At 74.6% G+C, this 21,207-nt stretch carries 22 protein-coding genes; 6 read left to right on the forward strand and 16 right to left on the reverse strand.

The genetic code is table 11. From position 1 onward, the window contains the following. Nucleotides 1–13 precede the first annotated feature (13 nt). The 10 genes from ASG36_RS19640 to ASG36_RS19685 form a co-directional block, all read right to left on the reverse strand. A complete protein-coding gene (locus ASG36_RS19640; protein WP_200944588.1) occupies nt 14–808 on the reverse strand; it encodes a MerR family transcriptional regulator in 795 nt (264 codons plus the stop codon). After that, nucleotides 805–1,323, reverse strand: a complete 519-nt coding sequence (locus ASG36_RS19645) for an FHA domain-containing protein (protein ID WP_082523341.1) — start codon at nt 1,321–1,323, stop codon at nt 805–807. Before ASG36_RS19645 ends, ASG36_RS19640 begins: the two co-directional genes overlap by 4 nt. 164 nt (nt 1,324–1,487) lie before the next feature. Continuing rightward, entirely contained in the window at nt 1,488–1,892 is a 405-nt protein-coding gene (gcvH, locus tag ASG36_RS19650) for a glycine cleavage system protein GcvH (RefSeq protein ID WP_055768220.1), read from the reverse strand. A 72-nt stretch (nt 1,893–1,964) separates the two neighbouring features. Continuing rightward, nucleotides 1,965–2,750, reverse strand: a complete 786-nt coding sequence (locus ASG36_RS19655) for a DUF881 domain-containing protein (RefSeq protein ID WP_055768223.1) — start codon at nt 2,748–2,750, stop codon at nt 1,965–1,967. Between the two features lie 10 nt (nt 2,751–2,760). Beyond that, entirely contained in the window at nt 2,761–3,093 is a 333-nt protein-coding gene (locus ASG36_RS19660) for a small basic family protein (RefSeq protein ID WP_055768226.1), read from the reverse strand. A 5-nt stretch (nt 3,094–3,098) separates the two neighbouring features. Further along, nucleotides 3,099–4,079: a DUF881 domain-containing protein gene (locus tag ASG36_RS19665; protein WP_235495314.1), complete on the reverse strand. Its 981-nt coding sequence runs from the start codon at nt 4,077–4,079 to the stop codon at nt 3,099–3,101. Then, nucleotides 4,076–4,711, reverse strand: coding sequence for a CDP-alcohol phosphatidyltransferase family protein (locus ASG36_RS19670; protein WP_235495316.1), 636 nt, complete (start codon nt 4,709–4,711; stop codon nt 4,076–4,078). The genes ASG36_RS19665 and ASG36_RS19670 overlap by 4 nt, the downstream gene beginning before the upstream one ends. Before the next feature lie 71 nt (nt 4,712–4,782). Then, complete coding sequence (locus ASG36_RS19675) at nt 4,783–5,208, reverse strand: DUF5313 family protein (RefSeq protein WP_055768230.1); 426 nt, start codon at nt 5,206–5,208, stop codon at nt 4,783–4,785. Nucleotides 5,209–5,232: 24 nt separating this feature from the next. Then, nucleotides 5,233–6,003, reverse strand: coding sequence for a class A beta-lactamase (gene bla / locus ASG36_RS19680; protein WP_200944589.1), 771 nt, complete (start codon nt 6,001–6,003; stop codon nt 5,233–5,235). A 158-nt stretch (nt 6,004–6,161) separates the two neighbouring features. Then, the gene (locus ASG36_RS19685; protein WP_055768232.1) at nt 6,162–6,785 is read right to left on the reverse strand and encodes a DUF6518 family protein; all 624 of its coding nucleotides are present in this window, start codon (nt 6,783–6,785) and stop codon (nt 6,162–6,164) included. A gap of 228 nt (nt 6,786–7,013) precedes the next feature. Between ASG36_RS19685 and mdo the strand changes: the two genes are divergently transcribed. The 3 genes from mdo to ASG36_RS19700 all read left to right on the forward strand — a co-directional run bounded on the left by mdo (nt 7,014) and on the right by ASG36_RS19700 (nt 11,160). Next, on the forward strand, nt 7,014–8,306 hold the full coding sequence (gene mdo / locus ASG36_RS19690; RefSeq protein ID WP_055768234.1) for an NDMA-dependent methanol dehydrogenase: 1,293 nt from the start codon (nt 7,014–7,016) through the stop codon (nt 8,304–8,306). A 125-nt stretch (nt 8,307–8,431) separates the two neighbouring features. After that, nucleotides 8,432–9,658 carry a MoxR family ATPase gene (locus tag ASG36_RS19695; RefSeq protein ID WP_055768237.1) on the forward strand — a complete coding sequence of 409 codons (1,227 nt, stop codon included), beginning with the start codon at nt 8,432–8,434 and terminating at the stop codon, nt 9,656–9,658. Then, on the forward strand, nt 9,658–11,160 hold the full coding sequence (locus tag ASG36_RS19700) for a VWA domain-containing protein (RefSeq protein WP_055768239.1): 1,503 nt from the start codon (nt 9,658–9,660) through the stop codon (nt 11,158–11,160). The genes ASG36_RS19695 and ASG36_RS19700 overlap by 1 nt, the downstream gene beginning before the upstream one ends. Here ASG36_RS19700 and ASG36_RS19705 read toward each other — a convergent pair. The 4 genes from ASG36_RS19705 to ASG36_RS19720 form a co-directional block, all read right to left on the reverse strand. Beyond that, a complete protein-coding gene (locus tag ASG36_RS19705) occupies nt 11,153–11,797 on the reverse strand; it encodes a response regulator transcription factor (RefSeq protein WP_055768244.1) in 645 nt (214 codons plus the stop codon). The two genes, ASG36_RS19700 and ASG36_RS19705, sit on opposite strands and share 8 nt — an antisense overlap. After that, complete coding sequence (locus ASG36_RS19710; protein ID WP_055768247.1) at nt 11,790–13,028, reverse strand: GAF domain-containing sensor histidine kinase; 1,239 nt, start codon at nt 13,026–13,028, stop codon at nt 11,790–11,792. The genes ASG36_RS19705 and ASG36_RS19710 overlap by 8 nt, the downstream gene beginning before the upstream one ends. Next, nucleotides 13,025–14,239 carry an iron-containing alcohol dehydrogenase gene (locus ASG36_RS19715; protein ID WP_082523342.1) on the reverse strand — a complete coding sequence of 405 codons (1,215 nt, stop codon included), beginning with the start codon at nt 14,237–14,239 and terminating at the stop codon, nt 13,025–13,027. The genes ASG36_RS19710 and ASG36_RS19715 overlap by 4 nt, the downstream gene beginning before the upstream one ends. 110 nt (nt 14,240–14,349) lie before the next feature. Further along, entirely contained in the window at nt 14,350–14,688 is a 339-nt protein-coding gene (locus tag ASG36_RS19720; RefSeq protein WP_055768251.1) for a metalloregulator ArsR/SmtB family transcription factor, read from the reverse strand. Between the two features lie 79 nt (nt 14,689–14,767). Here ASG36_RS19720 and ASG36_RS19725 point away from each other — a divergent pair, with 79 nt between their 5' ends. Continuing rightward, a complete protein-coding gene (locus ASG36_RS19725) occupies nt 14,768–16,690 on the forward strand; it encodes a heavy metal translocating P-type ATPase (RefSeq protein WP_304437807.1) in 1,923 nt (640 codons plus the stop codon). Between the two features lie 44 nt (nt 16,691–16,734). Beyond that, nucleotides 16,735–17,892: an acyl-CoA dehydrogenase family protein gene (locus tag ASG36_RS19730; RefSeq protein ID WP_235495318.1), complete on the forward strand. Its 1,158-nt coding sequence runs from the start codon at nt 16,735–16,737 to the stop codon at nt 17,890–17,892. A 32-nt stretch (nt 17,893–17,924) separates the two neighbouring features. On the opposite strand, the gene ASG36_RS19735 is transcribed toward ASG36_RS19730, so the two are convergent. Then, nucleotides 17,925–18,596: a universal stress protein gene (locus ASG36_RS19735; protein ID WP_055768255.1), complete on the reverse strand. Its 672-nt coding sequence runs from the start codon at nt 18,594–18,596 to the stop codon at nt 17,925–17,927. 222 nt (nt 18,597–18,818) lie between these two features. Here ASG36_RS19735 and ASG36_RS19740 point away from each other — a divergent pair, with 222 nt between their 5' ends. Then, the gene (locus ASG36_RS19740; RefSeq protein ID WP_055768258.1) at nt 18,819–19,493 is read left to right on the forward strand and encodes a response regulator transcription factor; all 675 of its coding nucleotides are present in this window, start codon (nt 18,819–18,821) and stop codon (nt 19,491–19,493) included. On the opposite strand, the gene ASG36_RS19745 is transcribed toward ASG36_RS19740, so the two are convergent. Further along, on the reverse strand, nt 19,479–21,170 hold the full coding sequence (locus ASG36_RS19745; protein WP_055768262.1) for a GAF domain-containing sensor histidine kinase: 1,692 nt from the start codon (nt 21,168–21,170) through the stop codon (nt 19,479–19,481). The genes ASG36_RS19740 and ASG36_RS19745 overlap by 15 nt on opposite strands. Nucleotides 21,171–21,207: the final 37 nt, after the last annotated feature.

The raw sequence follows: 21,207 nt of genomic DNA on the forward strand, positions 1-21,207 counted from the left end.
GGTACGCCCGGGCTCAGTCGCCGAGGTCGGGCCCGAGCACCTCGCGCAGCCGGGTGTCCAGCAACGCCGTGTGCAGCTGGGCCGACAGGGCGGCCAGCTCGCGCAGGGTGTCGGCGGCGGCGGTGCGCGCCTCACCGGTGCGTCCGCGCAGCACCGGTGCCACGACCTGCTCCAGCAGCACGGCCTCGCGCTCGGCGGCGGACCGGTACACCCGCAGGTGCCGGGCCTCGATGCCGTGCCGGGCCAGCCCACCGGCGGCCCGGGCGACCGGCAGGTCGGCGACCGGGTGCCGGCCGTCGGCCCCGGGGGTCAGCAGGCCGTACTGCACGCAGTCGGCCAGCTGGTCGGGCGTGAGGCCGGCGGCGGCACCGAAGGCCTCGGCCTCCAGCGGCTCGCTGCCGACCACGTCGTCCACGGCCGGCTCGGGCTCGTCGACCTCGGTCGGCCCGGGTCCGGCGTCGGGCACCGGTGGCCTGCCGGTGACCCGGGTGGTGCCGTCGACCGGGGGCTCGCCGCGGTCGAGGGCGTCGAGCTGGTCCTTGATGACCCGCAGCGGGAGGTAGTGGTCCCGCTGGGAGGCCAGCACGTAGCGCAACCGGGCGACGTCGGCGGAGGAGAACTTCCGGTAGCCGGACGGTGTGCGCTGCGGGTGGACCAGGTCCTCGGCCTCGAGGTAGCGGATCTTGGAGATCGTCACGTCGGGGAACTCCCCGCGCAGGGTCGCCAGGACCTCGCCGATGGTCAGCCGCGGCTGGGTGTCGGCACCGGACCCGGGCGCCCCCTGGTCGGGCCGGGGCGCCGCGGTCACGACGAGGCGGGCTCGCCGGTGCGCGGCCCGGTCAGGTAGACCAGTCGGAACTTGCCGATCTGCACCTCGTCGCCGCCGGCCAGGGAGGCGACGTCGACCGGCTCGCGGTTGACGTAGGTGCCGTTCAGGCTGCCGACGTCGTGCACCGTGAAGCCGCCGCCCTCGCGGTGGAACTCCACGTGCCGACGGCTCACCGTCACGTCGTCGAGGAAGATGTCGCTGTCGGGGTGCCGACCGGCGGTGGTGACCTCCTGGTCGAGGAGGAACCGGCTGCCGGCGTTCGGGCCGCGCTTGACGACCAGGAGCGCGGAGCCCGCGGGGAGGGACTCCACCGCGCCGGCGTGGGCGTCGGCCGGGGACTCGACGACCTCGGGCACCTCGCCGGAGTCCTCGCTGCCGATCTTGGGGATCACGCTGGTCGACTCGCCGACGCGCTCCGGGGAGAGGGCGGAGCCGCACTGCGCGCAGAAGCGACTGCCCTCGGGGTTCTGGTGTCCACAGCGAGTGCAGTGCACGGGTGTCTCCTCCGGTGAGCAGGCGGCACCGCCGCGGACGTTGCAGTCCGCGACCGGCCGACGGACGACGGGCCGGGTGGCCCGTCGCGGGCCTCGCCCGGGGGTCCGGGTCCGGCGTGGCGAGCATAGTGATCGCAGCTCCCGCAGGTGCTGCGACGGGGCCGTCAACCCTGTTCGACGAGTGCCTGGTAAGCGGCGGCGTCCAGCAGCGCCTCGGTGGGGTCGCCGTCGTCGCCGGTGACCTCGATCTCGATCAGCCAGCCCTCGCCGTACGGGTCGGAGTTGACCGTCTCGGGGGTGTCGGCCAGCGCGTCGTTGCGGGCGCTCACGGTGCCTGCCAGCGGCGCGTAGACGTCGGAGACGCTCTTGGTGGACTCGACCTCGCCGATGGGGTTGCCGACGGTCACGGCCTCCCCCACGTCGGGCAGCTGCACGAAGACGATGTCCCCGAGGGCGTCCTGGGCGTGGTCGGTGATGCCGATGCGGACGACGGTGGCGGCGCCGGCCGTGCCCTGGACCTGGGCCCACTCGTGCTGGTCGGTGTATCGGCGGTCGTCGGGCGTGGCCATGGCGGCAACTCCATCATCTCGGGGTCTCGCGGCGGGCACGGGGGTGGTGCTGGTCCTGCTGGGGTCCTGCGGTCAGCCGCCGTCGTCGGGCTCGGCGTACTGGGGCTCGTCGAGCACCCGGAGGGCGTCGACCACGACCTCGTCGGACTGCTCGATCCTCACCTCTCCACCCTCGCGGCGCACCAGGGCGCTCACCCCGCCGGGGATGCCCATCGCGGTGGCGAGGTCCTGGGCCGACCCGATGGCGACCACGGTGTAGGGCGCCTGGACCGCCTGCCCGTCGATGCGCAGGTCGCCGGCGGTGCCGGTGACGGCGCTGCTGACCCCGATGCGCACGTCGTCGACCTGCATGGTCTCCGCTCCGGCGCCGCGCAGTTCCTGGATGGCGTTGAGCAGCGCCGACGGGGGGACGGTGCCGTCGGGGTCGAGCACGGTGAGGGTGATCCCGGGGCCCTCGGCGGCGATGGTGCCGTTCAGGATGCCCAGCGCGGTGGCCCGCTGCTGCGCCTCGGCCAGCGCCGTGGCGCCCTGGCTGTCGGAGTCGGTGAGCTGCTCCAGGGCGGTGCGCTGCTCGGAGATCTGCTCGCGCAGCCGTTCCTCGCGGGCGTTGACGTCGTCCAGGATGCTGACCAGGTCCTCCTCCCGGGCGCCGGCCAGTGCCTCCGGGGTGCCGGTGCTGCGCACCTGGACGGCGAAGGCGAAGCCCAGCAGCAGGGTGAGGACGCCGATGAGCGCCGCGGCGAGCCGGTCGCGTCGTCCCTCGCGCAGCCGTTGCCAGGTCGAGCGGTCGTCCTCGACGGGCGGGTCCTCGGTCGGGGGCTCCTCGAGGGCCTCGTCGTCGACGGGTCGGTCGGTCATCGCAGCCTCCTCACGCCCGGAACAGGTGCCGTCGGATGGCGGCCGCGTTGCCGAAGATCCGGATGCCCAGGACGACGACGACGGCCGTGGACAGCTGGGCGCCGACCCCGAGCTGGTCGCCGAGGAAGACGATGAGCGCGGCGACCACGACGTTGGACACGAAGGACACCACGAACACCTTGGCGTCGAAGATGCCGTCGAAACGGGCCCGGATGCCGCCGAACACCGCGTCCAGCGCGGCGACGACGGCGATCGGCAGGTAGGGCTGCAGCCACACCGGGACGCTGGGGTCCAGCAGCAGGCCGAGCACCACGCCGACCGCGAGGCCGAGGATCGGGATCACGGGGGTCAGTCTCCGTCGTCGCTGGTCGGGGGCGGGTCGGCGGGGTCGAGCGGGGTGGCGGCGCGCAGCTCGGCGCTGCTGGCGGCGGGCAGCTCGAGGTCGTCGGAGCGGTTGAACGTGAAGACCAGGTCGTAGGTGACCTCGAGCTGGGCCAGCGCGGCCGCCTCCGGGGAGGAGAGGAACCCGTTGTTGAGCTGGTCGGGGTCGCCGATGGCGGAGACCTCGTAGGGGCTGGTGACAGGCCGGAAGTCGACCAGGATCGCCCCACCGGCCTGCCGGATCGCCGTCGTGGGGCCCAGCCGCTGGCCGTTGATCGAGACCGCCTCGGCACCGGCCGCCCACAGGGCGTTCACCAGCTGCTGCAGGTCCCGGTCGAGCACCTGGGCGACCGGGTCGGTGGTGGCGGTGCCGCCGACCGGGTCGTCGTCGGCCGAGGGCAGCGGGTTGCCGAGGGTGACCACCAGACCGGGGCCGCGCACCGGGAGCGCCGCGGCGCCGGTCTCGGCGACCTGGAGCTCCTCGAGCGCGAGCTGGCCCACCGTGGAGGCGGCCAGGGTCTCGTCCCGGGCCGCGGCGACACTGGTCTGCAGGGCGCCCAGCTGCTCGACCAGGTCGTCGGTGGCCTGGGACTCGGTGTCGATGTCGGCGACGAGGCGTTCCCGGATCTGCTCGCGGCCCTCGGCGCCGGTGGAGGCCTCGGTGTACGTGAGCGCGGCGAGCAGACCGGCCAGCACCATGGTCACCGCCACCAGCACCTGTCCGCGGCGGCGTCCTGGTTCCCGGGGCCGGGCCGGCACCGGCTCGCCCTGCGCCTCGGCGACCCGGACCCGGCTGGCGTGTGCGGCCAGCGCCGCCTTGCGGCGCGCCTCCTTCGCTTGGGCGGCCTGGGCGTAGGCCGGGTCGACGGTCTCGGCGAGCACCTGGTCCAGCAGCGAGGCGCCCAGCGACCGCGGGATCGAGCGGGGCTGGCGGGGCGGCGCGCTCACCGCTGCACCCGGGCCTCGGCCCGGCTCTGCCGCACCAGGCCGGCGGCCTGCACGACGTAGAGCACGGCAGCGAGCAGGTAGAGCGCCGTCCCCCAGACGGTCAGGGCGTACCCGACCGGCGCCACCACCGCGGCGAGCGGCCCCACCCCGTCGGCCAGCAGCAGCAGGGGGAAGGCGTACAGCAGGAGGAAGGTGGCGGCCTTGCCCAGGTAGTGCACCTGCAGGGGCGGCCAGCCGTACGCGCGCAGCACCAGCAGGACCACGGCCAGCACCACCTCGCGGCCCACCAGCAACGCGACCACCCAGAACGGCACGACGTCGCGGATCACGAAGGCGACCAGGGTGGCCACGATGTAGAGCCGGTCGGCCGCGGGGTCCAGCAGCGCCCCGAGCTTGCTCGACTGGCCCAGGGCGCGGGCGAGCTTGCCGTCCAACCAGTCGGTGGCGCCGGAGACCATGAGGACGACGACGGCCCAGCCGTCTGCCTGCGGGCCCAGCAGGAGCCACAGGAACAGCGGGACGCCGAGCAGCCGCAGCGCCGACAGCGCGTTGGGGATGGTCCAGACCGCATCGCCGAGCTCGTCCCGGGACGGCGCCGGGGCACCCCCCGGCCGGCCGTCGGTGTGCGTCACGTCGTCCCCACCCCCTGCCACGGCGCCCAACCTAGTGCGCGGGTCTGACAGCGACGCCGCGTGCGCGCGGGTCAGCCCCCGTGGCGCTCGCGGTACCGCCGGGCGCGCTTCGCCGCTGCGCTCCGGCGGCGGACCGACTCGGCCTCCTGGCGTTCGCGCTGGGCCACCTCGTGGGCCCGCACCCCGGTCCCCCCGGGGTAGCCGGCCTTGACCAGCCGGTGCTCGGTGGTCTCCGGCATGTAGGCCAGCGAGAAGATCAACCCGAGGACGACGCCGCCCAGGGCGGCCATGCCGCGGATCCAGAACGGGCCGGGGACCAGGAGGAGCAGCACCAGGACGGGCACCGCCATCTGCACCAGGGCGCGGACCACGTGCCGCACCGCCCAGGTCCGGGTGGTCGTGTCGTGCAGCACCCACGTCCGGTGCCGTGCGGGCAGCCCACCGCCCAGGGCGTACCAGAACCACCGGAGCGGTCCGGGGCGGACGACGTCGCTCACCCCCGTGACTGTGCCAGGGCCGGCTCACCTCCCCGACTGCGCCACCACCAGGCGCGTGACGTCGGCCAGCAGACCGTCGTCGGAGGTGGCCCCGGCCGTGCCCCGGTCGGTGAGCAGGACGACGACCAGCGGTGCTCCCCCGTCGGCGGGCCAGACGACCCCGGCGTCGTTGCGCGTGCCGTAGCCGCCGCTGCCCGTCTTGTCCCCCACCGTCCAGTCGGCCGGCACCCCGGCCCGGATCGCCGCGTCGCCGGTGGTGTTGTCCCGCAGCCCCTGCTCGAGGAGGGCCCGGCGGTCGGCGGGGAGCACGTCGCCGAGCACCAGCTGCTCGATCGAGGCGCCCAGGGCCGCCGGGGTGCTGGTGTCCCGCGGGTCGCCCGGGGTGGCCTCGTTGAGGTCGGGTTCGGTGCGGTCGACGTCCGTGACCTCGTTGCCCAGCTCCCGGACGGCGGCCTGCACCGCGGCCGGGCCGCCGAGCCGCTCGATCAGCAGGTTGGCGGCGGTGTTGTCACTGACCACGATGGCGGCCTCCATGACCTCCCGGAGCGGCAGACCGGTGCCCACGTGCTCAGAGGTCACCGGCGCGTACTCCAGGACGTCGTCGGCCTCGATCGGGACGACGGCGTCCAGCTCGGCGTCGGTGACCCGGTCGAGCACCAGCCCCACGAGCAGCAGCTTGAGCACCGAGGCGTGCGCGAACCGCTCTTCGGCGCGGTGCTCGAGCACCTGCCCGGTGCCGGTGTCCAGCACCCACGCGCCGACCCGGGCGCCGTGGGCCGCCTCCAGATCGGCCACGCCGGCGAGCGCAGCCGGCGCCGGGGCCGACGGAGCCGCCGAGGAGGTCGTGGCCGGGGAGGTCGGTGCCGAGGCGGTCGGGTCCGGTGCCGGACCGGTACCGCCGCACCCGGCCGCGAGCAGGACCCCGGCGGCGAGGACGAGCGGTCGCAGCCGGCTCACAGCACGGCCAGGAGGACGCCGAAGCCCAGGGCACCGGCGGCGAGGGCCGGCAGCAGCCAGCCCAGCAGCGCACGGTGCTGACGCCCGTGCCGCCCCAGTCCGACGGCGAGGGCGACCCCGACGAAGCAGGACACCACCGCCGACCCCGCGTAGCCGAGCAGCAGACCGAACACCCCGATCCCCTCGGCCAGCCAGGCCGCGACCAGCAGCGCGGCGCCCAGGCCCCGCCACCGTCCGGTGGCGGTCCACCACGAGCGGCCCGCGACGCCCAGGACGGCACCGCCGACGACCCCGGCCACGACCCACTCGGCCACGGTGGGGGCGTACACGGCGAACCCGCGGGCGGCCGACACGGCGTAGTAGCCGGCGACCTGGGCGACGCAGGACAGCACGCCCACCGCCACGGCGGCCCGCGTCGACCGGGCGCGGGCGCCGAGGGCGAAGGGGGCCAGCAGCCAGGGCCCGACCGCGTTGGTCAGACCGGACAGCACCGTGTCGCCCAGCAAGGTCTGGGCCGGTGAGGTCAGGGCCCCGACGGCGGTGCCCACGAGCACCGCGGCCGGCCAGGTCGCGAGCCGGGCCACGGGAGGGCGGTCGGTGGGGCTGGTCTCCAGGAGCACCCCGTGATCGTCACCCAGGGCCCGAGCTGGGCACATCCACCAGGGGGCGGACACCGTCTCCACCCCCGGGAGGGGTCCCTGCCCGACCGGACAGGTCGCCCTGCCCGACCGGGCCGACCTGCCGCCCCGGTCGGTCGCACCTGCGCCGGGACCCTGTCCGGGGTGTGACCCCCGCCCTACGTTCGGCCCCGACTCAGGCACCGCCGCCCGACGAGGAAGGACCCACCCATGCAGGTCGAAGAACTGCTCAAGCCGTTCCCGATCAAGGAGTTCCACCCGTTCCCCCGGGCCATGCTCGGCCCGGGCGCGCACGAGCTGATCGGCCCCGAGGCGCTCAAGCTGGGGTTCAAGAAGACCCTGGTCATGACCTCGGGCCTGCGCGGCACGAACATCGTGGAGAAGATCTCCGAGTCGATGAAGTGGCACGGCCTCGACGTCGTCGTCTACGACCAGGTGGAGTCCAACCCCAAGGACTACAACGTCATGGACGCCGTGAAGCTGTACCAGGAGAACGACTGCGACAGCTTCGTCTCCATCGGCGGCGGCTCCTCGCACGACGCCTGCAAGGGCGCCCGCATCTCGGTCGCCCACGACGGCCGCAGCGTCAACGAGTTCGAGGGCTTCAACCAGAGCGAGAACCCCAAGAACCCGCCGCACATCGCCGTCTCCACCACCGCCGGCACCGGCTCGGAGACCTCCTGGGCCTACGTCATCACCGACACCACGACCGACCCGGACAACCCGCACAAGTACGTGGCCTTCGACGACACCTCGGTGACCACGCTGGCCATCGACGACCCGGTCCTCTACTACGACTGCCCGGTCGACTACACCGCGCAGTGCGGCTTCGACGTCCTGGCGCACGCCTCGGAGCCCTACGTCAGCCGGCTGGACTTCCCGCCGTCACTGGGCAACGCCCTCTACGCCATCAAGCTGACCGCGGAGAACCTGCGCCAGGCGGTGTGGAACGGCCAGGACCTCAAGGGCCGCGAGGGCATGATGCACGCCCAGTACATCGCCGCCCAGGCCTTCAACTCCGGTGGGCTCGGGATCATCCACTCGATCAGCCACGCGGTGAGCGCCTTCTACGACACCCACCACGGGCTGAACAACGCGATCGCGCTGCCCCGGGTCTGGGCGTTCAACATGCCCACCCACTACAAGCGCTTCGCCGAGATGGGCGCCGCGATGGGCGTGGACACGTACGGGATGACCGACGTCCAGGCTGCCGACGCCGCCCTGGCCGCGGCGATCAGGCTGCTGCGCGACGTCGGCATCACCGAGAGGTTCACCGACGTCACGAAGGACAGCTACTCCAAGAACCGGCTGGGCACCGGCCCGACCGCGTTCTACGAGAACGCCAAGGTCATCACCGGGGACGACGCCGACGTCGACCGGATCACCCGGCACGTGCTCGGCGACGCCTGCACCCCCGGCAACCCCAAGGAGTGCACGTTCGAGACCGTCCGCCCGGTGGTCGACCACTGCATGAACGGCGACCTGGACGACCTCCTCTCTTGAGCCGTCGGGTGGGGCGGCCCCCGCGGCCGCCCCACCCCCCTCCTGCAAAAAGCGCCCTTTTTGCACGAGCCCCATCCGTGCAAAGAGGGCGCTCTTTGCACAACCCCACCCGGGAGCTGCGCCGCATGACCGAGGCACCCACCCGACCCGACGACTTCGCCGACGTGGACGCCGTCGCCGCGGCCTTCGCCGAGCACGGGTACGTCACCGACCGCCGGCTGGCCACGACGACGTTCGTGATGAGCCGACTGGGCAAGCCGCTGCTGCTGGAGGGCCCGGCCGGGGTCGGCAAGACCGAGCTGGCCAAGACCCTCGCCCTGGCCACGGGCCGGCGGCTGCTGCGGCTGCAGTGCTACGAGGGCCAGGACGAGACCAAGGCGCTCTACGAGTGGGACTACGGCAAGCAGCTGCTCTACACCCAGATCCTGCGCGACAAGGCCGCCGAGCTGCTCACCGACACCACGTCGATGGCCGAGGCGGTGGACCGGGTCGCCGAGCAGGACAGCGCCTTCTTCTCCGAGCGGTTCCTGGCCTCCCGTCCCCTGCTGGAGGCCGTGCGCTCCCCCGAGCCGGTGGTGCTGCTCATCGACGAGGTCGACCGCGCCGACGAGGCCCTGGAGGCGGTGCTGCTGGAGATGCTGGCCGAGTACCAGGTGTCGGTGCCCGAGATCGGCACGTTCGTCGCCGAGCACGCCCCGTACGTGATCCTGACCAGCAACAACACCCGCGACCTGTCCGCGGCGCTCAAGCGCCGCTGCCTGCACCTGTTCCTGGAGTACCCCGACGCCGAGCGCGAGCTGGAGATCCTGCGCAGCAAGAAGACCGGCCTGGACGACGCCGCGGCCACCCAGCTGGTCGACGTCGTCCGCGGACTGCGCGGGCTGGACCTGCGCAAGTCGCCGAGCATCTCCGAGACCATCGACTGGGCCCGCACGCTGGCCGTCCTGGGGGTCACCGAGCTCGAGGCCGGCATCCTGGCCGACACCGTGTCCGTCGTCGCCAAGTACGAGCGGGACGTCGAACGCTCCCGCGCCGCCCTCCCCCGCCTGGTCGACCCCAACGCGACGGTCCCCGAGAAGCACGAGCACGGGCACCACGACCACCCGCACGGCGGGCACTCCCACGACCACGCCGCCGACGACGCCGGCAGGCAGGTCCGCGCCGCCAAGGACCGGCCCGGCCGGCACGACGAGGAGTACTACGGCCAGAAGAGCAGCGGGTCGGGCAACGAGACGTCCGGCGGCGCCCGGGAGATCCCGCCGACCACCCGCGGGGTGACGGCGTCCCAGGGTGCCCGGTCCTTCGCCAACCGCGGGGGTGCGAAGAACGCCGCCCGCCGCCGTCCGGTCTGATGGAGGGCGCGCTGCACCGGTTCATCCGGCTGCTGCGGCTGCGCGGCATGCGGATCTCCACCGCCGAGGCGGTGGACGCCTTCGCGGCGGCGACCGCGGTCCGGGTCAGCGACCGGGCCGCCCTCGAGGCCGCACTGGGGGCGGCACTGCTCAAGGACCGCCGGGACACCGAGGTCTTCGCCGACACGTTCGCGAAGTTCTTCAGCCTGACCAGGGTGGCCGAGGACGACGAGGAGCACGGGCACGCCCACGACGACCTGGTCGACGACGGCGACCTGACGAAGATGACCTGGTCGCAGGAGCCCGGAGCCGAGCCCGAGCAGGGGCACAGCCACGGCAAGCCGGTCGACATCCGGGACTTCTTCAAGCCCGAGGACCTCACCCAGCAGTACAACCTGCACCAGGAGGCCAACAAGGTCGACCTGGCCTCGCTGACCCAGCAGATCGTGCTCAGCAGCGAGCCGGTGGGCAACGCCGACGGGCAGGAGAACGTGCAGGTCGAGGTGGGCCGGCTGCACGACCCGGGGCTGCCCGGTGACCTGGTGCGGGCCGGGGGCACCCAGCTGGACGTCGAGCTGTCGGTGGCCCAGCAGCAGGCGCTGCGCGACTGGCTGGCCGACCCGGTCGACGACCTGGACCCCGAGCTGGCCGAAGCGCTGCGCCGGCAGCTCGCCGGGGTGATCGACGACCTGCCCGAGCTCCTGCAGGCCCACCTGCAGAAGCTGGCCGAGATGACCGACCTGGCCATCGAGGAACGCGAGCTGCGCAGTGCCCCGGTGCAACGGGTGACCGAGGCCGAGCGGGCCCGGATCGAGGAGTCGCTGCGCCGGCTGGCGAGCTCCCTGCACGGGGGGCTGACGCACAAGAAGCAGCGCTCGAACCGAGGGCGGATCAACGTCAGCCGCACGATGCGGTCGAACATGAAGTACGACGGCGTCCCGTTCCGGCCGGTGACCACCCGGCTGGCCGAGGACAAGCCGCGGCTGGTCGTCGTCGCCGACGTGTCGCTCTCGGTGCGGACGACGGCGCGGTTCACCCTGCACGTGGTGCACGCCCTGCAGGACCTCTTCGCCCAGGTGCGCACCTTCGCCTTCGTCGACGACGTCGTGGAGATCACCGACCTGTTCGACGAGCACCCGCTGGAGCACGCGCTGGGCCTGGTGTTCGGCGGGGACGTGATCGACGTGGACGCCACCAGCGACTACGGCACGGTGTTCGCGAAGCTGGCCCGCGAGCACGCCGGGGCGTTCACCCGCCGGACGACGCTGATGGTGCTCGGCGACGGTCGGGGCAACGGCAACTCCCCGCGGGTCGACGTCTTCGCCGACCTGGCCCGCCGGGTGCGGGAGACGATCTGGCTGACCCCGGAGCCGCGGTACTCCTGGTCGCTGGGCGGCTGCGACCTGCCGGCCTACGCCGACAGCTGCGACCGGGTCGAGGTGATCCGTGACCTCTCGGCGCTGGAGGGACTGGCCACCGACGTGGTCACCCGGGTCAGATGAGCCCGAGCTTGGACCCCGCGTAGACCGCCTCGGCCCGCCGGGACACCGACAGCTTGCGCATCAGGTTGCGCACGTGGAACTTCGCCGTCGTCGCCGAGATGTAGAGCTCCCGGCCGATCGCCTCGTTGGACAGCCCGCGGGCCAGCAGGGCCAGCACCGACTGCTCCCGGGCGGTCAGCTCCGGTCCGGCCGCCGGCGGGCCACCGGCCAGGGAACGCACGACCATGGCCGCGCTGTGGCTGTCGAAGGCCGACTCGCCCCGCCGGACGGCCCGGATCGCGGCGACCAGCGAGACGGCGTCGACGTCCTTGAGCACGTAGCCGCGGGCCCCGGCCTGGATCGCGCTGAGCACCAGCTGCTGGTCCAGGAAGGTGGTCACCACCAGGACGCCGGGGGCCGGTGCGCGACCCGTGAGCCGCCCGCACAGCGCCAGCCCGGCGGTGTCGGAGTCGGCGGACAGCTTGAGGTCCAGCAGCACGATGTCCGGACGCTCCCGGGCGACCAGGTCCAGCGCCTCGTCGGCGGTGGCCGCCTCCCCGACCACCCGCACGTCGTCCTCGCGCTCCAGGATCGAGCGCAGCCCCTGCCGGACGATGGCGTGGTCGTCGACGACGACCAGCCGGATGACCTCAGCCACCGGACACCTCGACCGGCACCCGGACCTCGACCCGGACCCCGCCCATCCGTGCCCGGGCGAACCGCAGCGTGCCCCCGATCTCGGCGGCCCGGGACACCGCGTTCGGCAGCCCGCGGTGCGCCCCCTCCCGGCTCCCGGCGCGCAGGGACCGGCGCAGGGTCTCCGGGTCGCCGCTCCCGTCGTCGGCGACCGAGAGCCGCACCTCCCCGGGGCGGTAGGCCAACCGGACCGTGCACCGGGTCGCCACCGCGTGCCGGGCCACGTTGAACAGGCACTCGGTCGCGATCTTGACCAGTGCCTCCACGCACCCCGCCGTCAGGGGCACCGGTCGGCCCTCCACCCGCACGGCGACCTCCAGCCCGGGCACCGGGTGCAGCTCGGGCAACCTCCCCAGCAGCTCGGGCAGCCCGGGCGACCCGCCGTCCAGGTGGTCGCTGGACAGCGTGTGGATGACCGCCCGCAGCCGTTCCACCGCCTCCCGGGTCAGCGCCTTGGCGTGCCCGAGCCGGGCGTGCACCTCGCTGTGGTGGGCCACCTCGGGCCGGCACCACTCGATCGTCATCCCGGCCGAGAGCACGTGCTGGGCGACGCTGTCGTGCAGCTCGCGGGCGATCCGGTGCCGTTCGACGTCGACGGCCTCGCGCTGGGCCGCGACGTCGATCTGCCGGCGCAGCGCCTCGGACTGGGCCAGCAGCGAGTCGCTGAGCAGCGCCACCGCCGACTGGTTGGCCACGATCCGCAGGATCGACAGGTCCGCGGCGGTCACGTCGGCCTGGGGCCCGGCCCAGGCGACCAGCGCGCCGGCCTGCTCGCCGTCGACCACCAGCGGCACGACGACGGCGCCGTCCGCGTCCTGACCCGGCTCGCCCCGGGGCGTCGCCAGTGCGGCCACGACCGAACGCCGGACCCCGCCGGGCAGGTCGTCCAGGTCCCGCACCGGTTGACCGGAGGGACCCCGGGCGACCAGCCGGGGGGCCGCCAGCGGCAACGCGTCCTCGGCCACCGCGAGCACCACCCAGGCCGCGCCCAGGTGATTGGCGGTGGCGTCCACGACGGCCCGGCAGAGCGCGTCGGCCCCCCGGCCGGTGGCCGACAGCACCTGCGCGATGCGGTCCAGCGAGCCCAGCGCCCGGGTCAGGCTGTCGGCGGAGTGCCGGTACTCGGCGTACCAGGTGGGCTTGGACGAGCGCAGCCCGGTGAGCTCGCTGATCCCGGGCACGCCGACGGTCACATCGCCGTCCGGAACAGCTCGGCGACGTCGGCCTGGCTGGCGTCGCGGGGGTTGGTGGACAGGCAGGCGTCGGCCAGCGTGGTCACCGACAGCGTCTCCACGTCCGCGGCCGTCACCCCGAGCTCGGCGAGCCCGGCCGGGCAGCCCAGGTCGGCGGCCAGGGCGGCGACCGCGTCGGCGGCGGCCTCGGCCGCGGTGCCGGCGGCCATCCCGGTGGTGTCCACGCCCAGTGCCCGCGCGACCGCGCCGAACCGGGTCGGTGCCGTGCGGGCGTTGAACCGGATGACGTGCGGCAGCAGCACGCCGTTGACCACCCCGTGCGGCAGGTCCAGCAGCCCGCCGACCTGGTGGCTCATGGCGTGCGTCGCGCCCAGGATGGCGTTGGTGAACGCCAGCCCGGCCTCGAGACTGGCCTGGGCCATCGCCGTCCGGGCGTCGACGTCCTCGGGGTGGGTGAGCGTGCGGCGCAGCGAGCCGGCGATCAGCCCGATCGCGTGCAGGGCGTGCACGTCGGTGAGCGGGCCCGCGGCCCGGGACACGTAGGCCTCCACCCCGTGGGTCAGCGCGTCCAGGCCGGTCGCGGCGGCGAGGTCGGCGGGCATGGTGGTGAGCAGCCGGGGGTCGGTGAGGGAGATGTCGGGCACCAGGGCCCGGCCGATGAGGGTGGCCTTGACCCGGCGGGCGGTGTCGGTGATCACCGCGAACTGGGAGACGTCGGCGCCGGTGCCCGCCGTGGTGGGGCACATGACGGTCGGCGGGATCGCGGCGGTGACCCGGTCCACGCCCTCGTAGTCCAGGATCTCGCCGCCGTTGGAGGCGACGACGGCGATGGCCTTCGCGGCGTCGATCACCGACCCGCCGCCCAGTCCGATGATGACGTCGCACCCGCTGGCCCGGTAGACCGCCGCCCCGGCAGCCACCTCGTGGTCCTTGGGGTTGGGCGTCATCTCCTGCCAGCTGGTGGCCACCAGCCCGACGTCGGCCAGGTGCCGGGCCAGCTCGCGGGCCCACCCGGCCCGGGCCACGCCCTCGTCGGTGACCACGAAGGGCCGCCGCGCGCCCAGCCGGCGGGCCGCGTACCCGGCCTCGGACAGCGCGCCCCACCCGAAGACGACCTCGGGCACCAGGTACTTGCTGAACGCGCTGCGGGCCGACCCGGCGGGGTCAGCGACGGACCGGACGGGTGACACCAGGGACGACACGAGGGGCACGGCGACCTCCGGACCGGGGAGCGGTCAGTCCGTCGACCGTAGCCGTTCCGGGGCCCTCGACGGTGACCCGTGCCACATCACCGCAACGTGCGCTGCGCAGCGGCTGCCGCTCAGACGACGGGCGCGCCGTCCCGGGTGCGGTGGTCGGCGTGCGACAGGGCCTGCCGGACGAGCTCGCCGATGTGCGAGTCGGCCAGGGCGTAGAAGACGAACGTGCCCTCGCGGCGGTTGGCGACCAGGCCGGCCAGCCGCAGCTTGGACAGGTGCTGGCTGACCGCGGTGGGGCTGGTGCCGGCGAGCTCGGCCAGGCAGGCGACCGACGTCTCGCCCTGCATCAGGGCCCACAGGATGTTCAGCCGGGTGGGGTCGGCGAGCATGCGCAGCGCGTCCGCCGCCCGACGGACGTCGTCGGGGGCGGGCATGTCGAAGTCGTCGATGCCCTGGTGCACCCCCGGAGACTACCGAGGCCGTCGAGGACCGGGTCGGACCACCTGCGCACCTTCACGCATGCGCAGGTACGTTGCCCCGGTGCCCACCGCCACGCTGACCCGGACCACCGACCCGCAGCCCGCACCCTCCCGGCTGTCGGTGGCCTGGACGCTGTCCGAGGTCCGCTGGGCCGCCACCGCGCTGGTCCTGTTCCTGCTCGGCGGGCTGCTGCAGCTCACCGGCGCGCCCCCGCTGCTCTCCTGGGCGGTCTACCTGACCTGCTACGTCGCCGGCGGGTGGGAGCCCGCGGTCGCCGGGTGGCGGGCGCTGCGGGAGCGGACGCTGGACGTCGACCTGCTGATGGTGGTCGCCGCGATCGGAGCCGCGGCCATCGGGCAGGTGTTCGACGGGGCGCTGCTGATCGTGGTGTTCGCGACGTCCGGCGCGCTGGAGGCCTTCGCCACCCGGCGCACCCGCGACGCGGTCCGGTCGCTGACCGAGCTCGCCCCCGAGCAGGCCTGCCGGCTGGACGACGACGGCACGGGGACGGTGCTGCCCGCGCTGGAGCTGGTCGTCGGCGACCGGGTGCTCGTGCGCCCCGGGGACCGGCTGCCCGCCGACGGCACGGTGCTGGCCGGTGCCTCCGAGGTCGACCGGGCCTCGGTCACCGGCGAGCCGATGCCGGTGGACGCGCGGGTCGGGGACACGGTGTTCGCCGGGACGGTGAACGGCACGGGCACCCTCACCGTCCGGGTCGACGTCCCCGCACACGACAGCGTCGTGGCCCGGATCGGCGCGCTGGTCGAGCAGGCCTCGGAGACCAAGGCCGGCACCCAGCTGTTCATCGAGCGGGTGGAGCAGCGGTACTCCGTCGGTGTGGTGGTGGCCACGCTGGCGCTGTTCGCCGTCCCCCTGCTGCTGGGCGCGGACCTGCAGAGCGCACTGCTGCGGGCGATGACGTTCATGATCGTCGCCTCGCCGTGTGCCCTGGTGCTGGCGACCATGCCCCCGCTGCTGTCGGCGATCGCCACCGCCGGGCGCCACGGCGTGCTGGCCACCTCGGCCGTCGCCATGGAGGGCCTGGGCACCGTCACCGCGGTCGTCGTGGACAAGACCGGCACGCTCACCGACGGCACGCCGACGGTCGTGGCGGTGCTCCCGGCCGGGGACCGCTCCCCCGACGAGCTCCTCGCGCTGGCCGCGGCCGCCGAGGGCCCCAGCGAGCACCCGATCGGTCGCGCCGTGGTGACCGCGGCCCGGGACCGCGGTCTCGCCGTCCCGGCCTGCACCGACTTCCGGGCCGCCGTGGGGCGCGGTGTCTCGGCCACGGTCGCCGGCCGGTCGGTCACCGTCTCGGCCCCCCAGGACACCGTCCGGTCCGGTGCGGTCCGGGCGGAGCAGGACCGGGGCCGCACCGTGGTCGAGGTGCGGGTGGACGGGGCGCCGGCGGGGCACCTCGCGCTGGCCGACCGGCTCCGCCCCGCCGCGGCCGACACCGTCGCGGCCCTGGGCGGTGCGCTGGGCCACTCCCCCGTGCTGCTCACCGGCGACTCCCCGCAGGCCGCGCGGTCCCTGGCCGCGGGCGTCGGCATCACCGACGTGCGGGCCGGCCTCCTGCCCGAGGACAAGGTGGCCGCCGTCCGCGAGCTCCAGGCCCGGGGGCACCGGGTCATGGTCGTGGGGGACGGCGTCAACGACGCCCCGGCCCTCGCCGCCGCCGACGTCGGTGTCGCGATGGGCGGGATCGGCTCGGACCTGGCGGTCTCCAGCGCCGACGTCGTCGTCGTGCGCGACGACCTGGCCACGCTGCCGGCCCTGGTCGAGCTGTCCCGCCGGGCCCGTCGCCTCGTGGTGCAGAACCTGACGATCGCCGGGCTGGTGGTCGTCGCCCTCGTGACCTGGGACCTGGTCGGCCACCTGCCGCTCCCGCTGGGCGTCGCCGGCCACGAGGGTTCCACCGTCCTGGTGGCGCTGAACGGGCTGCGGCTGCTGCGCCGCCGGGCCTGGGCCCCGGCGGCCTGAGAGGCTGCCCCGAGGACGGGGCGTCGGGGAGAGCGGAGATCGCGGTGGGTCTGGACTTCGACGAGGGCGACGAGCTGCGCGACCTGCGGGCGGCCGTGGCGGACCTGGCCGGCCGGTACGGCCACGCCTGGTACCTGGATCAGGCCCGCACCGGGGGCACCGTCCAGGCGCTGTGGGACGAGGCCGGCAGGGCCGGGTTCCTCGGGGTCGCGCTGCCCGAGGAGCACGGCGGCGGGGGCGGCGGCCTGGTCGAGCTGTCGGTCGTGCTGGAGGAGCTCGGCGCGGCCGGTTGTCCGCTGCTGATGATGGTGGTCAGCCCGGCGATCTGCGGCACGGTCATCGCCCGGTACGGCACCCCCGAGCAGCGCGACCACTGGCTGCCGGGCATGGCCGACGGGCAGCTGACCATGGCCTTCGCCATCACCGAGCCCGACGCCGGGTCCAACAGCCACGCGATCACCACGGTGGCCCGCCGGGACGGCGACGGGTGGGTGCTCAGCGGCCAGAAGGTGTGGATCAGCGGGGTCGACGTCGCCGACGCGGTCCTCGTCGTCGCCAAGCTGGCCGACGCGGGCACGGGCACGCTGCGACCGGCGCTGTTCGTCGTCCCCACCGACGCGCCGGGTCTGAGCCGCACGGTGATCCCGATGGAACTGGTCAGCCCGGACCACCAGTTCCAGCTCTTCCTGGACGACGTCCGGCTGCCCGCCGACGCCCTGGTCGGCTCACCGGAGGCCGGGATCGCCCAGTTGTTCGCCGGGCTCAACCCCGAGCGGGTCATGGGCGCGGCCTACTCGCTGGGCACCGCCCGGCTGGCCCTGGCCAAGGCCGCCGACCACGCCCGGGAGCGTCGGGTCTGGGGGACGCCCATCGGGGCGCACCAGGGCATCTCGCACCCGCTGGCCGCCGCGCAGGTGGAGGTCGAGCTGGCACGCCTGATGACGCTCAAGGCCGCCTGGCTGATCGACACCGGGCAGGACGCCGGGTCGGCCGCGAACAGCGCCAAGTACGCCGCCGCCGAGGCCGTGGTGCACGCCGTGGACGCCGCGGTGCAGACCCACGGCGGGTCCGGGCTGAGCCAGGAGACCGGCATCGGTGCGCTGATCACGTCGTCCCGGTTCTCCCGGATCGCCCCGGTGAGCCGGGAGATGATCCTGAACTTCGTGGCCCAGCACGACCTCCGGCTCCCGCGCTCCTACTGAGGTCGCCGGGCGGGCACCGGTGGCGACGGGGGTCAGCGCACGGGCACGACGAGCACCGCGCACGGCCCCCGGCGCAGCAGCGTGCTGGTGGTCTCTGCCAGCGGGCCGGCTCCCGGGGGGCGTCCGACCACCGCCAGGGACGACGTCGCCGACAGCTCGAGGAGCAACGCGCCGGAGGGCACCCGGGACACCCGCCGACACGCCTGGAGGCCGGGACGGGTGGTGCCCAGCGCGGTGTCCAGCAGGGCGGCGCTGCCGGGTGCACCGTCGTCGGCGACGACCACCCCGTCGGCGCCCGGAGCGGCCTGCCGGTGGACCAGCAGGGGCCCGGGTGTCGAGCGGGCCAGGGCCACCGCGACGGACCCGGCGCGGGGGCCCTCCCGCGCGCTGTGTCCACGCACCCCGACCACCAGCAGCGACGCACCGACGGCGGCCGACGTGAGGACGTCGGCGGCCGTCCCGTCCGTCAGGCCCCCGGTGACCGGGACCCCGGGGTGGGAGACCTGCACCGCGTCGGCCAGCCGGGAGAGCTCGGTGAGGGCGGACCGGCGGGCCGCGACCCGGCCCGCGTCGCCCGGCGGCAGTCCCGGGACCCCGGCGGCCGGCCACTCCAGGGCCCGGACCAGGTGCAACCCCACCCCGAGCCACGCGGCCGCCCGGGCGGCCGCCCACGCCGCGTCGGTGGCCGAGGGCGAGCCGTCCACCCCGCAGACCACCGGACCAGGTCGCGGGGGCGCCGTGTCGGGGTCTGGCGTCACCCCCCGACCCTGCGGTCGGGACCCTCCAGGGCCGGGGGGTCACCGGTCCCCTCCGGCGGGGTCGCAGGTCCCGCCGTGCCGGCGGACGGGACGTTGGTCCCTGACGCGAGACGTGCCGACGACCTACGGTCACCGGATGGACTCCCACGTCGGCACCCCGTTCCACCGGTGAGCACCGTCGAGGACGGTGCCCCGGCCACCGTCCGGGTCTTCCTGCTCGACGACCACGAGGTGGTGCGGCGCGGCATCGCCGCCGTGCTGGGCACCGACCCGGCGATCGAGGTGGTCGGGGAGGGCAGCACCGCGCACGAGGCGATGGTCCGCATCCCGGCACTGCGACCGGACGTGGCGGTCCTCGACGTCCGGCTGCCCGACGGGGACGGCGTCACCGTCTGCCGCGACCTGATGTCGAGGATGCCGGACCTGCGGGTGCTGATGCTGACCAGCTTCAGCGACGACGAGGCGCTCTTCAGCGCGATCCTGGCCGGGGCCTCGGGCTACCTGCTCAAGCAGATCCTCGGCCAGGACCTGGTCGCCGCGGTGCGCACGGTGGCCGCCGGGGGCTCCCTGCTGGACCCCGCGGCGACGGCGGCGGTGCTGGAGCGGATGCGCCGCAGCGAGCTGCCCGCAGGACCGGTGAGCCGGCTGTCCGAGCAGGAGCGCACGGTGCTCGAGCTCATCGGGGAGGGGCTGACCAACCGGCAGATCGGCGCCCGGATGTTCCTGGCGGAGAAGACGGTCAAGAACTACGTCTCCCACCTCCTGGCCAAGCTCGGGATGGAACGCCGCACCCAGGTGGCCATCCTGGCGACCGAACTGAGGGCGGACTCACCGCAGCGGTGAGCTCCAGCGCAGGCACGTCCCGCCCTCGGGTCGTGCGGCGACGTCGAAGCCCCCATCGCGGGCGTGCGCCCGGGTGGCCAGGTTGTCCAGCCCGCTGCGGTGTGCGGTCGGCACGATGCCCACGCCGTCGTCGACGACCTCGACCACCACGGCCTCGGATCCCTCCACGGTGACCGTGACGGTGACCGACCGGGCGGCGGCGTGCCGGGTCACGTTGCTCACCGCCTCCCGGACGACGGCCTCCACGTCGGCCGCCAGCGCCCCGGTGACCAGCGCGTCGACCGGTCCCCGTGTGCGCAGGCTGGTGGCCAACGTGCCCGCGGACCCGGTGAGGGCGTCCAGCACGCGGCGGCGCAGGCTGGGGTCGCGGGCGTCGTCGGCGGTGCTGTGCAGGTCGAACACGGTGGAGCGGATGTCCCGGATCACCGTGTCGAGCTGACCGACGACGTCGAGCACCCGGTCGCGGGGGACGCCGTCGGCGAGCAGCTGGGGCAGCACCGCCTGGAGCGTGAGACCGGCGGCGAAGATCCGCTGGATGACGTGGTCGTGCAGGTCCCGGGCGATCCGGTCGCGGTCGGCGTAGACGTCCAGACTGCGGGCCAGTCGTTGCCGGGCGGCCATGTCCAGGGCCAGCGCGGTCTGGTCGGTGAACGTCTGCAGCAGCGGGGCGACCGACGGGTCGTAGGGATCGGCGTCCCGCCGCCGCCCCACCACCAGGACCGCCTCGCTGCCGTCCGCGGTGCGCAGGGACGCCCCGAGGACCGGGCCCCACCGTTCCTGGTCGGCCATCCGGTCCGAGGGCACACCGGAGAAGTCCAGGTCCAGGACGGTCCCGCCGTCGGCGCGGACGAGCGCCTCGACCAGCGAGGAGGTGGCCGCGGTCAGCGGCACCCCGGTCGAGTCCGGCAGCCCGGGTCCGCTCTGGGCCCGGGAGGTCCAGGTCCCGGGCTCCCCCACCGGTGCCATCAGCCGGGCCGCGTCGCTGCCGGTCAACCGCCGGACGGCGTCGGTGATCTGGTTCAGCACGTCACCGGGTGCCGTGCCGCCCAACAGCTGCTCGCGGACGGTGGCCACGGCGTCGGCCCAGCGACGTCGCTCCTGCTCGTCGGCCAGCCGCCGGGCGTTGTCGACGGCGATCCCGGCGGCGCCGGCGAGGGCGAGGACCAGCTCCTCGTCCTCGGCGGTGAAGGACCCGGTGCGCTTGTCGGTGAGGTAGAGGTTGCCGTAGACCTCGCCGCGCACCTGGACGGGCACCCCGAGGAACGACTGCATCGGCGGGTGACCCGGTGGCACCCCGACGGAGGACGGGTGGGCGCTGAGGTCGTCGGCCCGCAGCGGTTCGGGACGGGTGACGAGCTGCCCGAGGACGCCGAGGCCCTGGGGCAGGCTGCCGATGCGGGCCACGGTCGCGTCGTCGATGCCCTGGTGGATGAACCGGGAGAGCCCCCCGTCGCGGCCGACCACCCCCAGCGCGCCGTACCGGGCGTCGACCAGTTCCACGGCGACCTCGACGATCCGGCGCAGCGTGTCGTCGAGGTCCACCCCGGACTGCACCTGCAGGAACGCCGAGAGGAGCCCGCGCAGTCGGTGCTGGGCGCGGCCCAGTTCGTCGATCCGGTCGCCGGCGTCGTCCAGGGCGCCGGGTCGGTCACCGTGCCGGACGGGGAGGTGGACCACCGCGCACCTCCTCACGACCGGGCCGGCCGACCCGGTC

It is taken from the genome of Geodermatophilus sp. Leaf369 (assembly GCF_001424455.1).
Classification (GTDB): domain Bacteria; phylum Actinomycetota; class Actinomycetes; order Mycobacteriales; family Geodermatophilaceae; genus Klenkia.